Annotated in this window: 18 protein-coding genes; 5 read left to right on the top strand and 13 right to left on the bottom strand. The window is 71.2% G+C overall.

What is annotated here, in order from left to right; all coding sequences use genetic code 11:
* Window positions 1-242, top strand: a 242-nt coding sequence (locus ABZ321_RS48370; RefSeq protein WP_354903137.1) for a DUF3103 family protein, incomplete at its 5' end; no start/stop codon positions are given.
* 190 nt (window positions 243-432) lie between these two features.
* On the opposite strand, the gene ABZ321_RS48375 is transcribed toward ABZ321_RS48370, so the two are convergent.
* Window positions 433-1584 carry a ThuA domain-containing protein gene (locus ABZ321_RS48375; RefSeq protein WP_354903138.1) on the bottom strand — a complete coding sequence of 384 codons (1152 nt, stop codon included), beginning with the start codon at window positions 1582-1584 and terminating at the stop codon, window positions 433-435.
* A 17-nt stretch (window positions 1585-1601) separates the two neighbouring features.
* On the bottom strand, window positions 1602-4019 hold the full coding sequence (locus ABZ321_RS48380) for a PQQ-dependent sugar dehydrogenase (RefSeq protein WP_354903139.1): 2418 nt from the start codon (window positions 4017-4019) through the stop codon (window positions 1602-1604).
* Between the two features lie 903 nt (window positions 4020-4922).
* Here ABZ321_RS48380 and ABZ321_RS48385 point away from each other — a divergent pair.
* Window positions 4923-5168: a hypothetical protein gene (locus tag ABZ321_RS48385; protein ID WP_354903140.1), complete on the top strand. Its 246-nt coding sequence runs from the start codon at window positions 4923-4925 to the stop codon at window positions 5166-5168.
* Window positions 5169-5208: 40 nt separating this feature from the next.
* Here the strand turns inward: ABZ321_RS48385 and ABZ321_RS48390 are convergent, their stop codons facing one another.
* From ABZ321_RS48390 to ABZ321_RS48410, 5 genes are read right to left on the bottom strand one after another with little or no spacing between them, the layout of a single operon-like run.
* A complete protein-coding gene (locus ABZ321_RS48390; protein WP_354903141.1) occupies window positions 5209-6453 on the bottom strand; it encodes an ROK family protein in 1245 nt (414 codons plus the stop codon).
* A gap of 31 nt (window positions 6454-6484) precedes the next feature.
* Window positions 6485-7915: a cellulase family glycosylhydrolase gene (locus tag ABZ321_RS48395; protein ID WP_354903143.1), complete on the bottom strand. Its 1431-nt coding sequence runs from the start codon at window positions 7913-7915 to the stop codon at window positions 6485-6487.
* Window positions 7916-7928: 13 nt separating this feature from the next.
* Complete coding sequence (locus tag ABZ321_RS48400) at window positions 7929-8747, bottom strand: carbohydrate ABC transporter permease (protein WP_354903144.1); 819 nt, start codon at window positions 8745-8747, stop codon at window positions 7929-7931.
* Window positions 8734-9612: a sugar ABC transporter permease gene (locus ABZ321_RS48405; RefSeq protein WP_354903146.1), complete on the bottom strand. Its 879-nt coding sequence runs from the start codon at window positions 9610-9612 to the stop codon at window positions 8734-8736. Before ABZ321_RS48405 ends, ABZ321_RS48400 begins: the two co-directional genes overlap by 14 nt.
* Before the next feature lie 53 nt (window positions 9613-9665).
* Window positions 9666-10904: an extracellular solute-binding protein gene (locus ABZ321_RS48410; protein ID WP_354903148.1), complete on the bottom strand. Its 1239-nt coding sequence runs from the start codon at window positions 10902-10904 to the stop codon at window positions 9666-9668.
* A gap of 564 nt (window positions 10905-11468) precedes the next feature.
* Here ABZ321_RS48410 and ABZ321_RS48415 point away from each other — a divergent pair.
* A complete protein-coding gene (locus tag ABZ321_RS48415) occupies window positions 11469-11705 on the top strand; it encodes a hypothetical protein (RefSeq protein WP_354903149.1) in 237 nt (78 codons plus the stop codon).
* Here ABZ321_RS48415 and ABZ321_RS48420 read toward each other — a convergent pair.
* Complete coding sequence (locus ABZ321_RS48420; RefSeq protein WP_354903150.1) at window positions 11696-12448, bottom strand: response regulator transcription factor; 753 nt, start codon at window positions 12446-12448, stop codon at window positions 11696-11698. The two genes, ABZ321_RS48415 and ABZ321_RS48420, sit on opposite strands and share 10 nt — an antisense overlap.
* Window positions 12445-13593, bottom strand: coding sequence for a sensor histidine kinase (locus ABZ321_RS48425; RefSeq protein WP_354903151.1), 1149 nt, complete (start codon window positions 13591-13593; stop codon window positions 12445-12447). The genes ABZ321_RS48420 and ABZ321_RS48425 overlap by 4 nt, the downstream gene beginning before the upstream one ends.
* A 192-nt stretch (window positions 13594-13785) precedes the next feature.
* Between ABZ321_RS48425 and ABZ321_RS48430 the strand changes: the two genes are divergently transcribed.
* Together ABZ321_RS48430 and ABZ321_RS48435 are read left to right on the top strand one after the other, a co-directional pair.
* The gene (locus ABZ321_RS48430; RefSeq protein WP_354903153.1) at window positions 13786-14310 is read left to right on the top strand and encodes a DUF1772 domain-containing protein; all 525 of its coding nucleotides are present in this window, start codon (window positions 13786-13788) and stop codon (window positions 14308-14310) included.
* Window positions 14307-14777: a hypothetical protein gene (locus tag ABZ321_RS48435; protein ID WP_354903154.1), complete on the top strand. Its 471-nt coding sequence runs from the start codon at window positions 14307-14309 to the stop codon at window positions 14775-14777. Before ABZ321_RS48430 ends, ABZ321_RS48435 begins: the two co-directional genes overlap by 4 nt.
* Before the next feature lie 102 nt (window positions 14778-14879).
* Here the strand turns inward: ABZ321_RS48435 and ABZ321_RS48440 are convergent, their stop codons facing one another.
* The 4 genes from ABZ321_RS48440 to ABZ321_RS48455 are packed head-to-tail and all read right to left on the bottom strand — an operon-like array spanning window position 14880 to window position 18853.
* Entirely contained in the window at window positions 14880-15821 is a 942-nt protein-coding gene (locus ABZ321_RS48440; RefSeq protein WP_354903155.1) for a GNAT family N-acetyltransferase, read from the bottom strand.
* Window positions 15822-15823: 2 nt separating this feature from the next.
* The gene (locus tag ABZ321_RS48445; RefSeq protein WP_354903157.1) at window positions 15824-16837 is read right to left on the bottom strand and encodes a hydroxyacid dehydrogenase; all 1014 of its coding nucleotides are present in this window, start codon (window positions 16835-16837) and stop codon (window positions 15824-15826) included.
* The gene (locus ABZ321_RS48450; RefSeq protein WP_354903158.1) at window positions 16821-17828 is read right to left on the bottom strand and encodes a hypothetical protein; all 1008 of its coding nucleotides are present in this window, start codon (window positions 17826-17828) and stop codon (window positions 16821-16823) included. Before ABZ321_RS48450 ends, ABZ321_RS48445 begins: the two co-directional genes overlap by 17 nt.
* A gap of 2 nt (window positions 17829-17830) precedes the next feature.
* The gene (locus tag ABZ321_RS48455; RefSeq protein WP_354903159.1) at window positions 17831-18853 is read right to left on the bottom strand and encodes an NAD-dependent epimerase/dehydratase family protein; all 1023 of its coding nucleotides are present in this window, start codon (window positions 18851-18853) and stop codon (window positions 17831-17833) included.
* Window positions 18854-18858: the final 5 nt, after the last annotated feature.

The raw sequence follows: 18858 nt of genomic DNA on the forward strand, positions 1-18858 counted from the left end.
ACACCAACTACCAGCAGCTGGCCCAGGCGATCGCTACCGCGCTGCTGACCATCGTCGACGGCGGCGCGTACGCACCGCTCGTCGACGCCATCCTCACCGCGCTGCCGAGCTCGTGGTACACCGACGATCCTGACTACGTCGACTCCTGGTACACGCTGTCCACCGCCAGCAGCGGCCGCCTCACCGGCGCGGCCGGCAACGGCTGGATGGACGTCACGCCGTACTTTGTGCAGCCGCTGTAACCACCTGCGCTGCGGTACAGCATCATGCCGACATCGTGACAGGACGTCACGTCCACCCAGGTCAGACACCGTTGCCGAGTACAGACGGCCCACACCAACGCGTCAAAGGGCGCGCTGGTCGGCGGTCTGATCAACAATCGTCGCGTGACCGGCCGGCCCGGGAGTGAGCGGCTCCCGGGCCGGCCGGGCCTCACGTGCCGTACACCTGGAACGTGAACAGCGAGTACCCCGCCTTTCTGGTGCCGCGGGCGGTGCCGTAGACGCGCACGTACTGCGCCGAGGCGTTCAGGCCGGTGTTGTCGTCCTCACCGCCGTTGCTGTTGGTGATGGTCCGGATCGTGGTCCAGGTGTTCCCGTCGGCCGAGGTCTGGATCTGGTAGTTCTTGCCGTACGTGGTCGCCCACACCAGCCGGACCCGGTTGATGGTGTGCGTGGCGCCGAGGTCGACCCGGATCCACTGCGGGTCGGAGAACGCGCTCGACCACCGAGTGGTGGAGGAGGCGTCCACGGCGTTCGAGGCAGGGAAGGAGGCGTTCTCCACGCTGGACGCCGTGGCGGGGTGGTTCAGCGCCAGGTCTGGTGGCGGAGCGCTGACCGAGCAGTCGCCGGTGCCCTGCGCGGCGTAGCGGATGCCGCCGAGCAGGTGCGTGCGGTAGTTCGCCTCGGTGTAGCTGGCCTGGGTGTGGCCCATGCCGGTGTAGAAGGATCGGCCGCCGTCGTAGGCCCGGCACCACGAGATGGGATGGTCGCCGCCCATGGCGCCGCCGCTGTAGGTGGACTCGTCCAGCGTCGCCAGGACGTGCACCTCCGAGCGGGGGTTGGACTGGTAGTTGTACCACTCGTCGGTGCGGCTCCACGCGGCCGGCAAGCCGACCGTCGACGGGTGGGTGGTGTCGGCGATGCGGACCGTCGCGGTCTGGATCGCCGGGTGGCTGGCGAAGTACGCCCCGACGAGGCCGCCGTACCAGGCCCAGCCGTACTCCGTGTCGGCCGCCGCGTGCACGCCGACGTAGCCGCCGCCGGCGCGGATGTAGTTCTCGAACGCGGTCTGCTGGGTCGCGTCGAGTACGTCGCCGGTGGTCGACAGCCAGATGACGGCTTTGAACCGGGCGAGGTTGGTCGCGTTGAACTGGGTGGCGTCCTCGGTGGCCTCGACGGCGAAGTTGTTCGCTGTGCCCAGGTCGCGGATCGCCTGGATGCCCGTGGGGATGGAGTCGTGGCGGAATCCGGCGGTCTTGCTGAAGACGAGCACGGTGAAGTCCGGCGCCGCGTGGGCCGGCACGGCGGTGAGGCCGAGCGCGGCGACCACGATGGCGACGCAGAAAGCGAGTCTGCGCAACATGATCGGTGGTCTCCCTTCTAACCGGTGACGAACGTGAAGCTGTCCAGGTCGAACAGCGCGCGCTTGCCGTTGCCGGCGAACGTGACGTACAGCGAGGTCGTGCCCGCCGGCGCGCCGCTGATCGTGCCGGTGACGGTGGTGAACGTCTCCCACGACCCGGTCACCGGGACGGTGGCCGAGCCGATGATCGTGCCGGTCGCCGAACCCGTCCGGAACTGCAGCCTGCCGCCCGCCCCGGCGGACGACACCCGGGCGGTGAACGAGATGACGTTGTTGAGCTTGTACGGGTCGAACTCGATCCAGTCGCCGTTGTTGATGTCGCCGACGGTCATGCCGCCCTCGGCCGTGGTCCTGCTGAACTTGTTGATGCCCGACGAGGTCTTGTGGTGCTCGGCCTGCCGGTGTTTCGGCTGCAGGATGTTCTGCGCGTGGGTGGTCAGGCCGCCCGTGTCGGTGTACGACGCGTCGAAGATCGGGAAGATGTTCGCCGCGTCATCGTGCTCGCCGTCCACCGGGATCGTGATCGTGCCGGAGCAGCCGTTCTGCGAGGTGATCTGGTGGGCGTGCTGGTCGTGGCCGAGCACGTACGCCATCGTCACCTTGGCGCAGTCGATGGTGCCGTCCTCCGGGTCGGTGACCGTGACGCTCCACGGAACGCTCTCGCCGAAGTCAGCCAGCTGCCCGGAAGCGGGGCTGTTGACGATGACCGTCGGGGCGGTGTTGCCGACACTGATCGGCACGCTGGCCGTGCCGGTGGCGCCCTGCGGGTCGCGCACCGTCAGGGTCGCGACGTAGTTGCCGTTGGCGGTGTACGTGTGTGCCGGGTTGGCGGCGGTCGAGGTACCACCGTCACCGAACGCCCACGAGTAGGTCAGCGCCCCGCCGTCGGGGTCGCTGGAGCCCGCCGACGAGAACGTCACGGCGAGGGGTGCCGCGCCGGATGTCTTGTTGGCGCCGGCCACGGCGATCGGCGCCCGGTTGCCGCCGGTGCCGACGTAGTCGTAGCGGTACACCGCCGAGTTCGCGTCCCCGTTGAAGTAACCGGTGCCGTAGTCCAGGACGTACAGCGACCCGTCCGGGCCGAAGGCCATGTCCATGACCTGCTTGCCGTTCCAAGGGAAGTTGTCGATCGCGCCCGGCGAGCCGTCCGCGTTGACCACGATGGGCTTGATCCAGCCGCGCCCGAACTCGCCGGCGAAGTACTGCCCGTCCAGGCTGGCGGGGAACTTCGTGGTCAATGGGTTTGCGGCGTCGTACCGGTAGACCGGGCCGCCCATCGGCGACTCGGAGCCGCTACCGAAGGCCGCAGGGGAACCGGCGTCGCCGGCGTAGCGGATCCAGGCAGGCTTGGCCGCCGGCAGGGTGGTCAGGCCCGTGTTACGGAAGGAGTTGTTCGTCGGGCCGCCGCCGCAGTTGTACTTAGGGCCAGTGGCGTTGGTCGCGAAGTTCCACTCGTTGTACGTCTCGGTGGTGGTGTTCGTGCCGGTGCAGTACGGCCAGCCGTAGAAGCCGGGCCCCGTGATCCGGTCGAACTCCACCTGACCGGACGGGCCCCGGTTGGCGTCGGTCCTACCCGCGTCCGGCCCGTAGTCGCCGAGGTAGACGATGCCGGTCGCCTTGTCGACGCTCATCCGGAACGGGTTGCGGAAGCCCATGGCGTAGATCTCGGGCCGGGTGTTGGCGGTCCCCGGCGCGAACATGTTGCCGGCCGGGATCGAGTACGTCCCGTTGGCGTTGACCTTGATCCGTAGCACCTTGCCGCGCAGGTCGTTGGTGTTGCCGGCGGAGCGCTGAGCGTCGTAGGCGGGGTTGCGGTTGGTCCGCTCGTCGATCGGCGCGTAGCCGGCCGACTCGAACGGGTTGGAGTCGTCCCCCGTGGACAGATAGAGGTTCCCGGCCGCGTCGAAGTCGATGTCGCCGCCGACATGGCAGCAGATGCCGCGGCTGGTCGTCACCTCCAGGACGGTGACCTGGCTGGCCATGTTCACTGTGTAGTCGGCGTTGAGCGTGAACCGGGAAAGGCGGTTGACCCCGGTCCAGGTGGTCCAGTCGGTGGCGGTACCGGTGGCGGGCGCGTCGCCGGCGGGAGTGCTCAGCGGCGGTGCGTAGTAGAGGTAGATGTAGCGGTTGCTGGCGAAGTTCGGGTCCGCGGCGACGCCCTGCAAGCCTTCCTCGTCGTGCGTGTACACGGCGATGTTCGCGATCACCGATGTGTTGCCGGCGGCGTCGGTGCGGCGCAGGGTGCCGTCGCGTGCGGTGTGCAGGACCGAGCGGTCCGGCAACACCGTGATGGCCATGGGTTCGCCGGTCTCCGCCACGCCCTTGGCGAGCGTGACCTGCTGGAAGTCGGCGGGGTTGATCGCCGCCGCAGCCGGGGTCGCCGCCGCGGCGAGGACGCTGAGTCCCGAGGTGACCAGAAGCAGGGCGGCTGCCATTGGCCGCCATCGAACGATGGGCTGATTTCGTTTCACTTGTGTCCCTTCCTGGCCGAACTAGCCAGGCAGGGCGCGCGCCGACGCGCCGCAGCCGAGGGTGCCGCGATGTCGGCCTATGTCATCGAGCACGCCTTGACGTCCGCGCCGACGGATCATCGAGAGAGCTTTCTCAAGCCGTCCGTCCACATTATGGGACTTTGATCAACGTGTCCAGATGTTTCGATCCAGCTGGCCGAACTTCTGCCGTTTCGGCCCAAAGGTCCAGCCGGGGTTGTGCGCAGCCGGGGACGACGGTTGCGGATCAATCAGGTGTGCTTCGCGCGGCCTTCTCGCGTGCCTTCCCCGGCGGCAGGCCGCGGGAATCCGGACGCGCCGACCGGCGGAAGGTCGTGGCAAGGTGCCGCTCGTAGTTCCGGCGCCGTCACCGCGGGCCGGTCCACTGACTGACGGACACCCACAGCCCGGTCCCGGTTTCGGAGAGGACGACAGTGACCACCATGCTCCGACGAGAGCCGCGCAACAGTGTCGACACCCCGACGTTGTTCGCCACCCCCGATGCGGTCAAGGGGCGCCGGAACTGGCCAAGTTCCAGTTCCGCGCCACCAACCGCTGGATCCGCGGTTCGCACAACCGCAGCACGATCCGCGGCTTCCGCGGCGCCGGCCAGGAGGCCGCGACGCGGACGCAGGACTTCACCTTCGACGCCGACCACCCGGCGGACTTCCCGTACGGCGACGGGCGGTTCGGGGTACCGCTGCGTGACGACCTGGCGTTCGAGACGCTGACGAAGAAGCTCGGCTTACCGGCCTTCCGCGCGGCTTCAGTGGCGTCTCAGCGGGCGCGGCCAACCTCCAGGGACACCAGCCGAGCACGTCGACTCAGACACCCAGGAGACAAGTCATCATGAAAACTCAGCGCAGATTCGGATGGCGGTTCCTTGCCACGCTCGCGGCTGCGGCCGCCATCCTGCTGACCTCGGCCAACGCGGCGTCGGCCGCGACGGCAGGCGGCGCCGACCGAATACCGCTGCTCGCCGCACTGCAGCCGGCGCGGCTCGTGATCGTGTCCCAGGGCGGCGGCCCGCGGCTGCTCGACGCCCACGAGATCTCGTCCATGAGATCGGGAGCAAGGGCCACGTGCTGCACTTGACCGGGCAGGTGAGTGCTCCCGGTTCAACCCGTCCGATGAGTTAGCGGGGCGGGCGATCCTGAGTCGCCGGGTCGGCGGCGATCATCGCCTCCAGAGGTAGCAGCGCGGAGCCGGTCGCCACCGCGTCGCCGCCGAAGGCGGCGTCCAGCAGGCGGAACTGGCCGGCCGGGCGGGACAGGCTGTGCCGGCGGATGGCGGACTCGATGCGATCGCCCAGCGATTCCATCAGCCGGAGGCCTACCCAGCCGCCGATCACGATCCGCTCCGGGCCCGTCAGGTTCACCATGCCGCCCAGTGCCACGCCCAAGCAGTCGACGACGTCGTCGACGATCGCCGCCGCGGACGGGTCGCCGGTGCCGGCGGCCGTGAGCAGCTCACCAATCGCGCGCCAGCCGGTGCCCTCGAACGTGGCGCCGGTGCTGCGCCAGGCGTCGAGGATCGCGTCGGCGCCGAGGTACGCCTCCACGCAGCCGCGGTTGCCGCAGCGGCACAGCCGGCCACCGCGTTCGATGACCGTGTGCCCCCACTCGCCGGCGCTGGAGTGGGAGCCCTGCAGCAACCGGCCTTCGGTGACGACGCCGATGCCGACACCCCGGCCGAACAGCGCGACGAGGGCGTGCGACGCGCCGCGCGCGTTGCCGAACCACAGCTCCGCCCGGGTCTGCATCTTCGCGCCGTTCTCGGCCAGCACCGGCACCCCGACGTCGCACAGCGACGCGACGGGGACCGGCGGCCAGCCGAGGCTCTGCGCGTAGAGCATCTGGCGGCCGTCGGCGCCGACCTCGACCAGACCGGGCAGCCCAAGGCCGATGCCGAGCAGGGTCGGCCACCGGCCGGCGTTGCGGTCGCGCAGCGCCTCGATGGCGTCCTGCAGGTCGACGCCGATCTTTTCCGGCGACTCTTCCTCGGCGCCGCCGCGGAACTCCCGGTCGATGCGGTTCATCGCCAGGTCGAACATCTCCACAGCGACACCGCGCTCGCCGATGTCGGCCCCGATCGTCACGGCGCTCTCGGCGCGCGGGCCGATGAGGGCGATCGGTCGGCCGCCTTTGGACGACACCGAGCCGCGCTCCTCGACCAGGCCGTCGCCGATGAGGTCGGCGACGAGGTTGGCGGCGGAGGCCGTGGACAGCCCGCTGTCCCTGGCGATCGCCGCGCGGGTGGTCTGCTGGGCGAGGATGACGTGCTTGAGCACCAGGGCACGGTTGCGCTGCCGCAGGGTCGTGACCGTAGACACCTCGGGCAGGCTGGTGGTGTGCCGACCGGCGGCGGGCTCGGCGCTCATGGTTGCCCGATCATACTCGGCCTGCATGCGGTCAGTTCGCGGTCAGATCGATCGCCCGCAGCTGCGCGGCGATGTTCGCGCGTGCGATGAGGCGGTCACCGTTCCAGCGGACCTCGAACGCCCCAGGATCGTCGCTGTCCACCCGCCAGCCGGCCGGTCTGCGTTCGAGTGGGAAGTGCAGTTCGTCGCCGGCCTGCACGCTCATCGGCATGATCTCTTCGGCACGGTACGGCTGGCCAGCGTCGTGATGCCAGACGTGCTCGGTGTCGAACCCGGCGAACCGGTCCCGGAACCGCGCCCGCTGGTCGATGAATCCCCACCCGGGCAGGCGCAACGGTGCGCGGCCGAACATGGCGTTGATGACGTCCGGGCGTCGTTCGCAGGCGTGCAGCGCGATCGCGTCGAGGAAGCGCAGCAGGATGCGCCAGGCGGTGTCGGCGTCGACGCCGGCCGACGGGTCGGCGATCAGCGCCCAGTCGTCGGGCACTCGCGCGGAGACCGGCGAGGTGTGAGTGTCGAGCTTCTTCCACGGCCAGAAGTTCCAGCTGATGCCGTGCTGCTCGTAGAGCCGGTGCGCGGTGTAGATCCACTCGGAGGTGTTCTCGCCGCCCTCCCCCATGTAGATCGGCAGCCCGAGCCGATACCGGACGTCGAGGTACTGCTGGATGCTGGAGCGGTCCGGCGGGCACCAGTAGCGGTGGAACTGCAGCGCCGAGTTCGGATCGATGACGTCGGTGAAGATCGACCAGTTCGTAGCCCAGTGCGAGCCCTCGTAGACCAGCAGATGATCGGGGTCGACCGCCCGGATCGCGGCGGTGAGCTCCCGGTACAACTCGACCAGCTCGGCGGGGTACACGTGCTGCCACTCGTTGGGCAAGGGCTCATTGAGCAGGTCGTAGCCGAGCACGACGGTGCTGTGCCGGTAGCGGCGGGCGATCTCCTGCCACAGCGCGACGGTCATCCAGCGGTACCGCTCGTCCATGAACAGCTCCGGCTGCCCGTTGGGTGAGTCGTCGATGTTGGTGCCGGTCTGCCCGCCGGGCGCGCCGTGCAGGTCGAGCAGCACCCACAGGTCGTGCCGCTCGCACCAGTGCAGAAGGTTGTCGATGTGCGCGAAGCCGTCGGGCAGGAATTGTCCGGCGTCGTCGATCAGGCCGCGGGAGTTGAGCGGCAGCCGGACGTGGTCGAAGCCGAGCGCGGCGATCTCGGCGATGTCGGCCTCGGTGATGAACGCGGCCCGGAAGCGGGCCCAGAACTCGGCGGCGCGGTCCGGCCCGACGAGCTTCTCGATGCGGTGCTCGATCTGCCGCGGTGAGCTCATCTCGTCGCCGAATTTCCACATGTACCCTTCGGCGAGCAGCCAGTTGCCGAGGCCGATGCCCCGCAGCAGCAGCGGGTTGCCCGCGCCGTCGAGCAGCCGGGCGCCGTCGGCGTGGACGAAGCCGGTGAGTCGCTTGCGCATAGAGAGACTGCCTTTACTTGAGGCCGGACATGGTGAAGCCCTGCACGATGAAACGCTGGAAGACGACGAACACGGCGAGGATCGGCACGACCATGAGGGTCGCGGCGGCCATCTGCAGGGACGGGTTGGTGGCGATCTGCCGGTTCAGCAGCGACACCCCGACCGAGAGGGTGTAGAGCTTCTCGTCGTTGGCGATGATCAGCGGCCACAGGAAGCTGTTCCACCCGGCGATGAACGTCAGCACGACCTGCACCGCCAGGATCGGCTTGGACAGCGGCAGGATGATGCGGAAGAAGATCCGCGCCTCGCCAGCGCCGTCGATGCGGGCCGCCTCGAGCATCTCGGTGGGAATGGCGGACATGAACTGCCGGAACAGGAACACGCTGAACCCGGAGACCAGGCCGGGCAGCGCGATGCCGACCAGCGTGTTGGTCAGCCGCAGCCCGTTGAGGATCAGGTAGGTGGGGATCATCGTCACCTGGACCGGGATCATCATCGTGACGAGCACCAGGAAGAACAGTGGCTCGCGGCCCCGGAACCGGAACTTCGAGAAGCCGTACCCGGCCATTGCCATCAGGATGACGCCGGCCATGCCGATGAGTACGACGGCGATGGTGTTGGCGAGGTATCGGCCGAAATCGAGCTCGTCGAAGAGCTGCCGGAAGAAGTCCAGCGTGGGCTGCTCCGGAAGGACCCGCGGCGGGTAGGCGACCGACTCGCGGCGCGGCTTCACCGAGCCGAAGACCATCCACGCGAACGGGAACGCGGTCGCCAGCGCGCCGACGCCGAGCACGGCACCGATCGCGAAGGTCAGGCCCCTACGCCTCGGCATCGGCCCTCCCGACCCGCAGCTGGAACAGCGTCACTGCGCCGATGACCGCAAAGAGCACCACCGAGCCGGCGCTGGCGTAGCCGAACTGGCTGGTGGAGAAGCCCTTCTGGTACAGGAACAGAGAGATGCTCGTCGACTCGCCCAGCGGGCCGCCCTTGGTGAGCACGAACGGCTCGTCGAAGAACTGCAGCCAGGCGATGACGGTCGTGATCATGACGAAGAAGATCGCGAAGCGCAGGAGCGGGATGACGATCGAGATTGTTCTGCGCAGCTCACCCGCGCCGTCGAGCGCCGCGGCCTCGAGGTACTCCTTCGGCACGCTCTGCAGCGCCGCCAGGAAGATGATGATGTTCAGCCCGGTACCGCGCCAGACGGCGACCAGCGCGACCGAGAACTTCACCCACACCGGGTCACTGAGCCACCGCACCTCGGGCAGTCCCACCGCCGACAGCAGGTAGTTGAACAACCCGAACTGAGTGTTGTAGAGGTACCCCCAGACGAGCGAGATCGCCACGATGGCGGTGATTGCGGGTACGAAGTAGAACGCGCGCAGTGCCCGGAAGTACCGATTGTCGGCACGGTTCAGCAGCAGCGCGACGATCAGGGACAGGACGATGACCGAGGGCACGCCGACGGCGGCGAAGAGGCCGGTGTTGGTCAGCGACTGCCAGAACTCGTGGTCGGTGAACAGCCGGCGGTAGTTGTCGGCGCCGACGAAGCTGATCCGGGACCAGTCGCCGAGGCCGGCGAGGTTCATGTCGGTGAGGCTGACCAGCAGCGCGACCAGGATCGGCAGCACGCCGAAGGCCAGCAGCAGGACCATCGCCGGTGCGATGAACGCGTACGGTGCGAGACGAGGTTTCAATGCGGGCTCCTGTTGTGGGCGGGACGGCGGGCATCCCGCCCACGGTGGTGGGGTCAGTTGACCGAGGTGCCGTCGGTGGCGCTGTACAGGCCCTTGAGGGTGGTGTCGCGGTTCGCGCCGGTCAGGACGATGGAGTTCAGGGCGTCCAGCAGCGCCTTGCCGGTCTCGTTGTCCCAGTTCGGGACCAGCGGCAGCAGCTTGGCGGTGGACAGCTGTTTGGAGTAGACCGTCACCAGCGGGTCGGCGGTGAGCGCCGGGTCGCTGAGCGCGGCCTTGACGGTCGGCAGATCACCGTTGAGCTTGTACCAGGTGAGCTGGGTCTGCGGCTCCGAAAGGTAGTCGAGCAGCCGCAGAGCGCCGTCACGGTTGCCCGTGTTGCCCCACACGCCGAGGTTCGACCCGGCAAGGAGCGAGGTGTTCGCGGTACCGCTGGGAATCGGGGCGACAGCCCACTTGCCCTTGAGGTCCGGCGCGGCGGCGGTGACCGCGCTGGCGAGATAGGGTCCGGACACGAGCATTGGCGCGGTGCCCGAGGTGAAGCCCTGGACCTGGTCGAAGTCCGCGTTCGTGGGCACGCTCTTGTCCGCGTACAGGCCGGTGTAGATGTCGACGGCCTTGCCGAACTCCGGGGTGTTGAAGCCGATCTTGCCCGCGCCGTCGACGATCTGGCCACCCTCGCCCCAGGTCATGATGACCGGCAGTGCGCTGTCCCACTGCGGGATGTAGTAGCCGTACTGCCCCTTGCCGCGCCCGGCGAGGGTCTTGGCGTCGGCTCGCAGCTCGTCCCAGGTCGCCGGCGGTGCGGTGATGCCCTGCGCGGCGAGGATGTCGGTGCGGTAGAACAGCACCCGCGTGTCGCTGATCCACGGGACGCTGACCACGTCGCCGCCGATCGCGGTGGCCTTGCCCGCAACGCCGTCGAGGAACTTGTCCGCGGCTAGGTTCGGGTGGTCCGCCAGGGTCTTGTCGTCGAACTTGAGCAGGGCGCCGGAGCTCGCGAACGTGCGCAGCTTGGAGATGCCGATCTGCACGATGTCCGGCCCCTTGCCGGACGCGACGGCGGTGGTCATCTTCTGGTCGATCGAGTCCCACGGGATCGCGACCGTGTCCACGGCGATGCCGGACTTGTCGGCGAACGGCTTGACCAGCTCCTCGAAGTGAGCGGAGCTGTCGCCCATGATCCAGACGGTGAGCTTCTTGGGGTCGGCGGCGGCCTCGCCGCCGGAGCCGGAGCAGCCGGCTAGAGCCAGCAGCCCGATCGCCAGGACGGATGCGAGCCAGGGTCGTCTCATCGCGGGGTGTTCCTTTCGGGCGGGAGGAAGCGGGGCGGGCCGGTGTTCGTGCCACGGGCAGCCCGGCGCTCGAGTGAGGGTGATGACATTCGTCCGTTAATCCGGGGCTTAGGCTAAGCCATAGAAAAAGGGTCCGCAAGAGACGCGGAGGCGCCAATGCCCGAGTTTGTCAAGCGGTTCGTGGGGTTTGCCTTGCTGACCGGCGGGTCTACCTGCCCGCGTATGGACCGCCGACGCGGACCGCTGCCGCGACGCTGGCGTGCCCGACGGCATCGGGTTCGCGACCCGGTCCGAACTCGCCGCAGACATGATCACCGCCGCGGTCGCAGCGGACGTCCCGGTCCGCTGAGCCGCCGCGGACGAGGCCTACGGCAACACCACCGCGTTCCGCGCCCGACTGCGCGACCTCGGACTGGGCTACGTCCTGGCAGTCTCCTGCATGGTCATGGTGGCCGGGACCCGTTGGAGCATCGAGGAATCGTTCCAGGCCGGCAAGAGCCAGGTCGGCCTGGACCAGCATCAGGTCCGCCGCTGGAACTCCTGGCACCGGTTCACCACCTGGCCATGGCCGCCCTCGCCGTGCTGACGATCTGCGCCGCCGACGCCGCAACCCGCGCACCCGCTACCGATCTGATCGACCTCACCGTCGACGAGATCCGCCGCCTGCTCAACGCGTTGGCCATCCACCCGACCCGCGACCTCGCCCACCGTCTGCGCTGGTCACAATGGCGACGTCGACACCGAGCCCGAGCCCGACGAGCCCACTACGCACGACGACTCAGTGCCGACCTTCAGCCATGATCCCGATCGGTGGCTGCCGTACTAGGACCTTTCGTCCTTTGTGGAGGATGATCTGTTCTCTCTTGGGCCGTGAGGCGTGGTGAGCAGCTTCCGGGGGTGACGAGTCCGGTTTCGTAGGCGATGACGACGAGCTGGGCGCGGTCGCGGGCGTCCAGCTTAGTCAGCAGGCGGCTCACGTAGGTGCGGGCGGTGTCCGGGCTGAGGTGCAGCGCGGCGCCGATCTCCGCGTTGGACCGTCCGGTGCCGACCTGTGCGAGGACGTCGCGTTCGCGGTCGGTGAGCCCGGCGAGCCGCCGGAGGTCCGGCACGGGGGAGCGGGCCGCGGCGGCCAGGACGCGCCGGGTGACGGCGGGGGAGAGCAGCGCGTCGCCGCCGGCCACGGTGCGCACAGCGGCCCGCAGGGCGTCGGGCGGGGTGTCCTTGAGCAGGAAGCCGGCCGCGCCGGCCCGGATGGCCTCGAAGAGGTACTCGTCGTCGTCGAAGGTGGTCAGCATGACGACCTGGACGTCGGTGAGGCCCGGGTCGGCCAGTATGTGGCGGGTGGCCTCGATGCCGTCCGTGCCGGGCATGCGGACGTCCATGAGCACCACGTCCGGTCGCGCGGCGCGCACGATGCGCAGACCCGCGGCGCCGTCACCGGCCTCGCCGACGACGGTGATGTCCGGTGCGCGGTCGAGCAGCGCGCGCAGCCCGGCGCGGACGAGGTGCTGGTCGTCGACGATGACGACCTGGATGTCCGTCATGCGCCGCTCCCGGCCAGCGGCAGGCGTGCGTGGACCCGGAACCCGCCGCGCTCGCCGTTGCCGGCCTCGACGGTGCCGCCGAGCAGGCAGACCCGCTCGACCATGCCCCGCAGTCCATGGCCGTTGCCGTCCAGCGGTGCGCCGGGCGGTGCGCCGTGGCCGTCGTCGACGACCTCGAGCGACAGCCCGGGTCCTGTCGCCCGCACCGTGACGTGCACCTGGCTGGCGTGTGCGTGGCGCAGGGTGTTGGTGAGCGCCTCCTGGACGATTCGGTAGGCGGTCGTGCCCACGACGGCGGGCAGCGCATCGACCCGGCCGGTGACGGTCAGCTCGACGGGCAGGCCGCTGCGGCGCACCCCGTCGACGAGGGTGTGCAGTCGGTCGAAGCCTGGTGCGGGTTCGCGGGTACCGGAGTCGCGGCGCAGGGTGTGCAAGGTGGCGCGCAGCTCACCCATCGCGCTGCCACCGGCCGAGCTGATCGCGGCGAGCGCGGTCCTGGCCTGGTCCGGTGCGTTGTCGGCGAGAGCCTCCTGCGCCACCGCCGACTGCAGCGTGATGACCGACATCGTGTGGCCGAGGGTGTCGTGCACCTCCCTGGCGATCCGCAGCCGCTCCGCCTCGACCTGCCGGGCGGTCTCCCGGCGGCGGTCCTCGACGGCGGCGACCGCCTGCCGGGCCATCTCGGCGCGCAGCGACCTCCTGCTGCGCACGGCGTCGCCGAGGGCGATGACGGCGAGCATCAGCGCGGCCTCGGAGCCAAGGTCGAAGCCCACGACGATCGAGACGGCGTCGCCCTCCGCCAGCCGCATGGCCACCGACAGCGCCAGCAGCCCGCCGCCGACGAGGGTCGCCGGCACCACCCGGCCGCGCCCCGCCGCCGTGTACAGCACGGCGGCGGTCGGCGCCGCCAGGCCGATCGCCGGGAGGTCCAGCCAGTAGTACACGACGATGCCGGCCGCGGTCGCCAGCAGCGCCGGGACCGGCCACTGCCGGCTGCACAGCAGCAGCCCGCCGAAGCCGACCGCGAAGCCGTAGGCGAGCACCGCCCGGCCGGGTGGCCCGCCGTCGGTGATCACGGCCGCCGCGACCAGGCAGAAGGTGGCGACACCGAGCAGCGCGTCGGTGCGGGTGGGTCGGCAACGCACACCAGCAGCGTAAACGGCATGCCGGGCGGCCGCTGTCGCCGTGGAGCGTCAGGCCCGCGCCGCCGCGTACGTCAGGAAGCGACGCCGGTCCGCTCCCGCAGGCGGCAGACGGCGACGCCGGCGCACCACAGCATGGTGGACGACCACCGGGGACCGCCCGGCAACGGCGCGACGACACAGGAGGACCCGAACGTGTCCCGTACCAAACTGACCTGGATCACACTCGTGGTGCTGGTGTGGACCGCGATGCTGTCGTTCGGTGGCGTGGCCGCCGAGACGGTGATGCTCTACCCGAACATCTTCGGCGACGCCCCGGCGTCGCTGGAACGGGCCCGGGAGTTCATGGTCGCGGGCGGCCCGAGCGACTACTTCCCGCCGCTGGGCGCCACAGTGGTGCTCAGCAGCCTCGCCGCGGTGCTGCTCACCTGGCGCGACCCGCGGTTGCGGTGGTGGATCGCCGGCGCGGCCGGGGCCTTCATCGCCTGCGAGTTCCTGTTCTCCGCGGTGTTTTTCTGGCCCCGCAACGAGATCATGTTCGTCGACCCGGTCGGTACCCACTCCCCGCAGTACCTGCGGCAGGTGGCCGACGAGTTCGTCGCCGGGCACCGGGTCCGTCTCGCCGGCGGCGCGGTCACCGCCGTGCTCGCCTTCACCGCGCTGCTGCGCTTCGCCCGCGACACGGCTCGCGCGAGCGTCGCCGCGGAGACCGCGCGATGAGCCGGCCGCGCCGGATGCTCGGGTTCTCCTGGCCGGTGCTGGTCGGCCTGGCCGCACTGGCCGCGCCCCGGCTCGTGCTGCACGACCTCGGCGTCGTCGAGGAGGACAGCCTCGTCAACGGACTGCTGGTCTTCCTCCCCCCGCTGTGCTGGATCGCAGCGGTGCTGTGGCAGCGGCCGCCGCGCCCGTTCGTGACCGTCCTGGTCATCGGCGCGCTCTACGGCGTGTTCCTCGCCGCCGGCCATCAACTGCTGTGGGACACCGCCTTCGACGGGGTCACCCCGACCCTCGGCGGGAACCTCGCCGACGTGGACCCCACGGTGCAGCGCGGCGTCGTGCGCGGCGCAGCGGCGGTGTCCAGCCTCGTCACCGGGACGATCGTCGGCGCGGTCACCGGCGCCGTCGCGGCGCTGCTGTGCCGGGTCGTGGCGGCCCGCCCGGAACGACCCGACGAAGCCGACAGATAGGAAGCCGGCTCCGGCGACGCAGGCCCTGCTTCGCCACCGAAGCTACGCTTTGTTCCGCCGCACTATCCGGCGACCGCCGGAGATTCCGCCGGTGCCCGAACGTCACAGGTAGTCACCGGGCCAGTGGAACGCCCCCGGCGCGGCGGTCATCGCGGCGAGCAGCTCCGGGGCGGCGTGTAGGGGCCGGAGCATCCCGGTGGTGTCGGTCTCGGTCACCGGGTCGCGCAGCAGCCGGGGCAGCGCCGCGTCGATCGCAGGGTCGGCGGGCAGCCGGGCCGTGCAGCGCTGCACGCCCGCCGCGCGGGCGTGCTCGGCGACGGCGGCGAACAGGGCGCCAAGGGCGTCCTCCCGGCCCGGCCGGCACGCGGTCTCCAGGACTTGTACCTCGCCGGTCGTGCGGCGCAGGACCACGTACCCGCCGAGGCGGCCGCGCCGGTGGGCGACGAGCACCTCGGCCGGCGGCGCGTACCAGACGGGCACCCGGCGGTTCCAGTCGTCGGCGGTCCGGACGGTGGTGAGTGGGCGGTGGGCGTTGAACGCCCGGTGGGCTGCGGCGAGCCTGCTCCATTCGGCCAGCGAGCCGGGACCGATCGTCCAGCCGGAGGACGGTGAGGCCGCTTCGGCGGTGCGACCGGCCGGGGCCGGTGTGCCGGTCGGGTAGCGCAGCGTGAACGGTTCGAAGCCGCTGCCGCGGTAGACGTCCGGGGTGCCGGTGAACAGCAGCGACCAGGAACAGCCGTCCGCCGTCATCGCGGCCAGGGCCAGGTCGAGCAGGCGGCGGGCGTGGCCGCGGCCGCGGGCCGCGGGGAGGGTCGCCACGTTCGCGATCCCGCCGACCAGGTGCACAGCGCCGTCGGCGGCGCGCAGCCGACGAGGAAGGTAGTAGACGGCGGCCAGAACCGTCGCCGCGTCCACCGCGACGAACGTACGGGGGAAGCGCCCCGGGTCGCCGGCCCACAGCGGGAAGACGTCCGTGCCGGGAAAGGCCGTCGACCACAGGGCGCGCAGCGACGGCTCGTCGGAGGGGATGGCCGGGCGGTACATGCTCAGCCCATGCGGGTGAGCAGCTGCGGGGTCACCGCGTGGGCGAGCGGCTGTCCCGCGGCGTACCGGGCGATCTCCTCCACCACGATCTCGCCCTGACGGCGCCGCCCCTGCACCGTGCCGGCGGCCTGGTGCGGGGTGAGCAGCACGTTCGGCAGCGCCCGCAGCGGGTGCCCGGAGGGCAGCGGCTCGTCGTCGAAGACGTCCAGGGCCGCGTCGATGCGGCCGGTGGACAGCTCGGCGACCAGCGCCGCCTCGTCGACCAACCAGGAGCGGGCCGTGTTCACCAGGCCGGCGCCGTCGGGCAGGAGCGCCAGCTCGCGGGCGCCGAGCAGGTGCCGGGTCTCCGGCAGGACCGGCGCGTGCAGCGCGACGATCCGGCTGCCGGCGAGCACCTCGTCGAGCCCGGCCAGCCGCGCACCGAGCGCGGCAGCCTCGGACGCGGAGAGGGTCGGGTCGGCCAGCGTCACCTCGGCGCCCAGGGCGCGCACCAGCGAGACGTAGGCGCGGCCGGTCCGCGACGCGGCGACGACACCGACCGGGCAGCCGAGGATCTCGTCACGCGGCGGCGCCTGCTCGGCGGCGTCCCACGCGGCGCCCGCGTGCAGGGCGTGGTCGAAGCGGGGCAGCCGATGCAGCAGCGCCAGCGTGAAGGCCAGCGCGACCTCCGCGACCGACCGGGCCATGCCCTGCCCCGCCTGCGTGACGGCGATGCCCCGGTCGAACACCCCGTCGGTGACGAACGGCTTGACCGACGCGCCGGTGTGGGCGACGAGCCGCAGCCGCGGGGCCAGGTCGAGCAGCCCGGCGTCCAGCCGTGGGAAGCCCCACGCGGTGACGAGCACCTCGGCGCGGGGCAGCCACTGCGCCGCCGCGGCGTGGTCGTCCACCAGGACGCAATCGGCGACCTCGGCCAGCCGGGCGCCGACCTCGGCCGGGAAGAACTGGCCGCGCAGGGCGGGCGGCACCGACACGACCGTCACCGGCCGCCGTGGCGCGTCACCGGAGCCAGGCATCGCGGTGCTCCTCGACGAAGTCGTCGTCCGTCAGCCACGGGTAGGCGGCCGCGACCCGGGTCAGCTCCTCGGCCTGGCCGGCGGAGAGCCCCTCGCCCGGGTCGAGGCACCACACGCCGGCGAGCAGCCCCTGCCGGCGCAGCACCTCGTGGACGCCGGCGATGCAGCCGCGGAAGGCGTTGGCGGCGTCGAACACGGCGGCGTTGGCGTCCGTGACCGCCGCCGCGCGGTCGGTCAGCTCGGCGAGCGTGACGGCGTCGCCGTCGCGGGCCGCGCGGACCCGGTCGAACATGGCCACCGCGGCGCGGGTCCAGACAGCCCACTGGCCGAGCAGGCCGCCGGCGAAGCGCCGCCCGGCGAACCGGCCGAGCAGGTCGCCGACGATGTGGTCGTCGTTGCCGGTGTAGAGGGCGACCTCTTCGCCCCGGTCGGCGGACACGATCCCGCGGACGGCTTCCAGGGTGCGGTACCGGTCGAACGGCGCGAGCTTGACCGCCACGACCGACGGCAGGTCGGCGAACGCCCGCCAGAACGCCGTGGACAGGCGCGGGCCGCCGATGGCGGGCTGGAGGTAGAAGCCGACCACCGGCAGTACCGTGCCCACCGCCCGGGCGCGCTCCAGCAGGGCGGCCTCGTCGGCGCCCGGCACGACCGGCGACAGCAGCACGGCGTCGTAGCCGAGGCCGGCGGCGAGCTCGGCCTCGGCGACCGCCTGTGCCGTGTCGCCGCACGCCCCGGCGATCTTCACCACCGGACGGCCGGCCTCGGCGTCGACCACCTCGGCGGCGAGCGCCAGCACCGGTGCGAGCAGCCCGGCCTGGCGGATCTCGAACTGGGTGGTGTGCACGCCGACGGCGACGCCGCCCGCGCCCGCGGCCAGGTAGTAGCGGGTGAGCGCGCGCTGCCGCCGCTCGTCGAGGGCCCGGCCAGCGGTGAGGGCGAGGGGGTGCGCCGGGATGACGGTGCCCGACCGGAGCAGATCAAGGCCCACGGTCAGAACCTCCCGTCGCGGACGGCGAACTTGGTCGGCTTGCCCGAGGTGGGCAGGCCGGCGGCGAGCCAGTCGGCCTGCCAGTCGACGAGGGTGCCGAGCGGCACGTCCGGATAGCCGAACAGTGCGTGGCAGCGGGTGGCGTCGTTGAGCAGCGCGGCGGGGGCCTCGGTGCCGGTGATGGTCACCGGCCGGCCGAGCCGTTCGCCGAACCTGGCGGCGAGGCGGCGCACCGGTGCGGTCTCCGGGCCGGTCAGGTTGAGGGTGAACACGCCGGTGCTGGCGTGGCGCAGGGAGCGCAGGGCGACCTCGTTGGCGTAGCCCTGCCAGACCACGTTGACGTGGCCGGTGGTGACGTCGATCGGCGTGCCGGCGAGGACGGCCTGGCCGACGTCGGCGAGCACCCCGTAGCGCAGGTCGACCGCGTAGTTGAGCCGCAGGACCGTCACCGGGGTGCCCCTCGTGGCGGCGGCGTGGGCGAACACCTGCTCCCGGCCGAGGCAGCTCATCGCGTAGTCGCCGACCGGGCCGGTCGGGTCGTCCTCGACGCAGCCGCCGGAGGCGACCGGCACGAGCGGGTAGACGTTGCCGGTGGAGAACGCCGCGATCCGGGCGCCCGCGTAGCGGCGGGCGACGGCGGCGGGCAGCACCGCGTTGACGACCCAGGCCAGGTAGGGGGCGGCCGAGGTGCCGAACTTCGCGCCGACCATGAACACCACGTCGGTCGCGTCGGGCAGCTCCCGCAGGTCGCGGTCGCCGAGCAGGTCGAACGGCACCGGTTCGACGCCGTCGGCGGCCAGCGCCGCGGCGGCCTTCTCGTCGGACCAGCGCGACACGGCGTACACCCGGTCGCCGGTGCGCCCGGCCGCGTCGAGGCCGCGGCGGGCCAGGCGGCACAGCGACGGGCCCATCTTGCCGCCGGCGCCGAGGACGACGAGGTCGCCGGCGCCCTCGGCGAGGTCGGCGACGAGCGCCGGCGACGGCCGGGCGAGCCGGTCCTCCAGTTCGGTTTCGCTGCTGAACACGGGTC

It is taken from the genome of Dactylosporangium sp. NPDC006015, from assembly GCF_040614215.1.
Lineage (GTDB): Bacteria > Actinomycetota > Actinomycetes > Mycobacteriales > Micromonosporaceae > Dactylosporangium > Dactylosporangium maewongense.

Coding starts and splice junctions, on each gene's coding strand:
- ABZ321_RS48395 (WP_354903143.1), bottom strand. CDS start 7,915: ATGCGCAAGCGACTCACCGGCTTCGTCCACGCCGACGGCGCCCGGCTG.
- ABZ321_RS48440 (WP_354903155.1), bottom strand. CDS start 15,821: ATGTACCGCCCGGCCATCCCCTCCGACGAGCCGTCGCTGCGCGCCCTG.
- ABZ321_RS48400 (WP_354903144.1), bottom strand. CDS start 8,747: ATGCCGAGGCGTAGGGGCCTGACCTTCGCGATCGGTGCCGTGCTCGGC.
- ABZ321_RS48415 (WP_354903149.1), top strand. CDS start 11,469: ATGGCCGCCCTCGCCGTGCTGACGATCTGCGCCGCCGACGCCGCAACC.
- ABZ321_RS48380 (WP_354903139.1), bottom strand. CDS start 4,019: ATGGCAGCCGCCCTGCTTCTGGTCACCTCGGGACTCAGCGTCCTCGCC.
- ABZ321_RS48410 (WP_354903148.1), bottom strand. CDS start 10,904: ATGAGACGACCCTGGCTCGCATCCGTCCTGGCGATCGGGCTGCTGGCT.
- ABZ321_RS48375 (WP_354903138.1), bottom strand. CDS start 1,584: ATGTTGCGCAGACTCGCTTTCTGCGTCGCCATCGTGGTCGCCGCGCTC.
- ABZ321_RS48390 (WP_354903141.1), bottom strand. CDS start 6,453: ATGAGCGCCGAGCCCGCCGCCGGTCGGCACACCACCAGCCTGCCCGAG.
- ABZ321_RS48420 (WP_354903150.1), bottom strand. CDS start 12,448: ATGACGGACATCCAGGTCGTCATCGTCGACGACCAGCACCTCGTCCGC.
- ABZ321_RS48385 (WP_354903140.1), top strand. CDS start 4,923: ATGAAAACTCAGCGCAGATTCGGATGGCGGTTCCTTGCCACGCTCGCG.
- ABZ321_RS48435 (WP_354903154.1), top strand. CDS start 14,307: ATGAGCCGGCCGCGCCGGATGCTCGGGTTCTCCTGGCCGGTGCTGGTC.
- ABZ321_RS48445 (WP_354903157.1), bottom strand. CDS start 16,837: ATGCCTGGCTCCGGTGACGCGCCACGGCGGCCGGTGACGGTCGTGTCG.